The sequence below is a fragment of the Streptomyces sp. DvalAA-43 genome (assembly GCF_900091725.1).
Classification (GTDB): domain Bacteria; phylum Actinomycetota; class Actinomycetes; order Streptomycetales; family Streptomycetaceae; genus Streptomyces; species Streptomyces pulveraceus.
This window is the reverse complement of record NZ_FMBW01000101.1, coordinates 1-4,270: the sequence shown is the minus strand read 5'-3', so window position 1 is coordinate 4,270 and position 4,270 is coordinate 1. Positions and strand designations below refer to the sequence as shown.

The following is a 4,270-nucleotide window of genomic DNA, read 5'->3' as shown; positions in this document are numbered from 1 at the left end:
GCCGCCGGGCCACCGCCAGCAACGCCCCGTGCGTACCCGCGTCGACAGTGAAGTCGACCGACGCACCCGCATAACTCGACACCGCAGGCCGTGGAAGATCCGTCGGCAGATCCAACCGCTCCGGAACCCCCGCCAACGCCTCACTCCAAAAAGCAAGCTGAGAAGCGACCAGACTCCCCGGATCCTCCGCCGAACCCAGCAGCTCCCTCTGCCACAACGCGTAATCCGCGTACTGAACACCCAGCTCAGCCCACCCCGGCGCGACCCCACGACACCGCGCCTCATACGCCACCGCCAGATCACGACCCAACGGCCCCATCGACCACCCATCACCAGCAATGTGATGAATCAACAACACCAACACCGAAGACTCTTCACCCGTCCGCAACAACCAACCCCGCACCGGAACCTCATCAGCCAACTCGAAGCAGTACCCCGCCAGCCCCGCCACCACCGAATCCACCTCACCCGGCGCAACCTCACACACCTCGAACCCCAACCGCACCTCACCCACCGGCACCACCCGCTGCACCGGCTCCCCACCCACCTCCGGAAACACCGTCCGCAGACTCTCGTGACGCCCCACCACATCCCTCAACGCCACCCCCAACGCCTCCACATCCACCCCACCCGAAAGCCGCAACACCAACGGCATGTTGTACGTCGAACTCGCACCCTCCAACCGATACAAGAACCACAACCGACGCTGCGCAAACGACAACGGATACATATTCGTGCTCATGCCTTCCCTCGCATTCCACGCATTGATCGAAACGCCGGCCGGGTCGGCGCGGCTTCGTTCAGCCGGGTCACCAGTCCGGCCACCGTGGGTTCGGCGAACAGTGCCTGGATGCCGAGTTCGGCTCCCATCACCGAACGGACCCGGGCGATCAGACGGGTGGCCAGCAGCGAATGCCCGCCCAGATCGAAGAAACTGTCATCGACCCCGACGTCCGGCAGGCCCAGCACCTCGGCGAACAGACCGCACAGGACCTCTTCCCGGGCCGATCTCGGCCGCCCGCCCTCACCCACCACCACGTCCGGGACCGGCAACGCCCGCCGGTCCAGCTTCCCGTTCACCGTCAACGGCAGAGCGTCCAGCACCACGAACGCCGACGGCACCATGTACTCCGGCAACACCCCCGCCACCACCGACCGCAGCGACGCGGAGTCCAGCACCGCGTCCCCGTCCGGCACCACGTACGCCACCAACCGGCGGTCACCCGGCACGTCCTCACGCACCAGCACCGTGACCTGACCCACCCCGGACGCCGCGGAGATCCCCGCCTCCACCTCACCCAACTCGATACGGAAACCCCGCACCTTCACCTGGTCATCCACCCGGCCCACGAACTCCAGCACCCCGTCCGAAGCCCAACGCACCAGATCACCCGTCCGGTACATCCGCTCACCCACCCCGAACGGACACGCCACGAACCGCCCAGCCGTCAACCCCGAACGCCCCAAGTACCCACGCGCCAGGCCAACCCCGGCCACGTACAACTCCCCCACCACACCGACCGGCACCGGCGACAACCCACCATCCAGTACGAACACCCGCACATTCCCCACCGGACCACCGACCGGAACGGGAGCCTCGGTCCCGGTGAGCGGGGCGCTGAGGGTGGCGCAGATGGTCACCTCGGTGGGGCCGTAGCCGTTGATGAAGTGGCGCCCCGGTGCCCACCGCTGGTTGATGTGGGTCCCGCAGTTCTCGCCGACCACCGCGATGGACAGACCGTCCAGCCGGGGATCGTCGACGGGCAGTACGTCGAGGGCGCTGGGCGGGAGCGTGACATGGGTGGCGGCCGTGCGCGCCACCAGGTCGAGGAAGGAGGTCGCGAAGTCCTCCGTGGCCGGTGGCGGCAGTACCAGGGCCGCGCCGCAGAAGAACGCGCAGCACATGTCCCACACGGCGACGTCAAAGCTGGGCGAGGCCAGTTGCACCACTCGGCTGCTCGCGTCGATCCCCAGGGCCCGGATCACGGAGTCGATGACGCTGAAGATGCCGGTATGGCTGACGGTGACGCCCTTGGGCTGCCCGGTGGAACCGGACGTGTAGATCAGGTAGGCCGCGTTGGCGAGGCGCAGGGGTGCCGTACGGTCGGCGTCGGTCGGGTCGGAGGCGGACCCGGCGGCCAGTTCCTCACGCAGGGCCGGATCGGCGAGGTCGACCCGGTCCACGGCCAGGCCGCTGAACGCGTCCGGCTCCGGTGAGCGGACGACGAGCGCGCTCGGAGCAGCGTTGTCCAGGATGTAGGCGATCCGGGCGGTCGGGTAGTCCAGGTCGATGGGGAGGAATGCCGCACCCGCCTTGGACACGGCCAGGGCGGCGACCACGTTGTCGGCCGATTTGGGCATCCCCAGGGCGACCACGTCCTCGGGGCCGATCTCTCGGGCGATGAGGTGGTGGGCCAATCGGTTGGCTCGGGCATTGAGTTCGGCGTAGGTCAGGGTGGTGTCGCCTGCCAGTACGGCGGGGGCGTCCGGAGTGCGGGCGGCCTGTCGTTCGACCAGCGCCGGCAGGCTCAGGAATGGGTCCGGCCGCTCGGTCGCGTTGAAGGCCGTCACCAGTGCGTCGCGCTCGTCGGCGCCGAGGATGTCCACGTCCTGAAGGCGGCGCTGTGGTTCCTCCGCCATGGCGGTGAGCATCCGGACCAGCCGGTCGACCAGGCGCCGGGCGCCCGCCTCGGTGTACAGGTCGGTCGTGTACTCAAGCCGTCCGGTCAGACCGGCCGGCGTTCCGCCCTGGCTCGGCGCCTCCTCCAGTCCGAACCACAGGTCGCAGCGGGCGACCCCCGCATTGACGAAGCCGCCGACGGCCTGGACGTCGTCGAGGCTGAACTCTCCGGCCGCGTAGTTCTGGAGGGCCAGCACGACCTGGAGGAACGGGCTGCGGCCGCTGCTGCGGGTGGGGTTGAGGTGCTCGACCAGCCGGTCGAACGGCAGGTCCTGATGGGCATAGGCCGCCAGATCCGCTTCCCGGACCCGGTCGATCAGCTCGGCGAACGTCGGATCACCCGACGTGTCCGTCCGCAACACCAACGTATTCACGAAGGACCCCACGAGATCGTCGAGACCTTCGTCCGAGCGCCCGGCCACCGGAGAGCTGATCGTCACGTCGGTACCGGCCCCGAGCCGTGTGAGCAGGCCGGCCAGGGCTGCCTGGATGACCATGAACACCGTGGCATGATGCCGCCGGGCCACCGCCAGCAACGCCCCGTGCGTACCCGCGTCGACAGTGAAGTCGACCGACGCACCCGCATAACTCGACACCGCAGGCCGTGGAAGATCCGTCGGCAGATCCAACCGCTCCGGAACCCCCGCCAACGCCTCACTCCAAAAAGCAAGCTGAGAAGCGACCAGACTCCCCGGATCCTCCGCCGATCCCAGCAGCTCCCTCTGCCACAACGCGTAATCCGCGTACTGAACACCCAGCTCAGCCCACCCCGGCGCGACCCCACGACACCGCGCCTCATACGCCACCGCCAGATCACGACCCAACGGCCCCATCGACCACCCATCACCAGCAATGTGATGAATCAACAACACCAACACCGAAGACTCTTCACCCGTCCGCAACAACCAACCCCGCACCGGAACCTCATCAGCCAACTCGAAGCAGTACCCCGCCAGCCCCGCCACCACCGAATCCACCTCACCCGGCGCAACCTCACACACCTCGAACCCCAACCGCACCTCACCCACCGACACCACCCGCTGCACCGGCTCCCCACCCACCTCCGGAAACACCGTCCGCAGACTCTCATGACGCCCCACCACATCCCCCAACGCCACCCCCAACGCCTCCACATCCACCCCACCCGAAAGCCGCAACACCAACGGCATGTTGTACGTCGAACTCGCACCCTCCAACCGATACAAGAACCACAACCGACGCTGCGCAAACGACAACGGCAACCACTCCGGCCGCACCTGCCGCCCCAACACCACCCGACCCTCCAACGACCCCAACCGCGACACCAACCCCCCCACCGTCGGCTCCGCGAACAACGCCTGAATACCCAGCTCAGCACCCATCACCGAACGCACCCGGGCAATCAGACGAGTCGCCAGCAACGAATGCCCACCCAGATCGAAGAAACTGTCATCCACCCCCACATCCGACAGACCCAGCACCTCCGCGAACAGACCACACAAAATCTCCTCACGAGCCGACCTCGGCCGCCCACCCCCACCCACCACCACTTCCGGAACCGGCAACGCCCGCCGGTCCAGCTTCCCGTTCACCGTCAACGGCAAAGCACCC

Annotated in this window: 2 protein-coding genes; both read right to left on the bottom strand. The window is 67.6% G+C overall.

Annotation, left to right across the window (positions count from 1 at the left end):
* On the bottom strand, nt 1-742 hold a 742-nt coding region (locus GA0115234_RS41160), incomplete at its 3' end, for a condensation domain-containing protein (RefSeq protein WP_237542164.1).
* Complete coding sequence (locus tag GA0115234_RS41155) at nt 739-4,251, bottom strand: non-ribosomal peptide synthetase (RefSeq protein WP_161275764.1); 3,513 nt, start codon at nt 4,249-4,251, stop codon at nt 739-741. The genes GA0115234_RS41160 and GA0115234_RS41155, both read right to left, overlap by 4 nt.
* Nucleotides 4,252-4,270 lie beyond the last annotated feature (19 nt).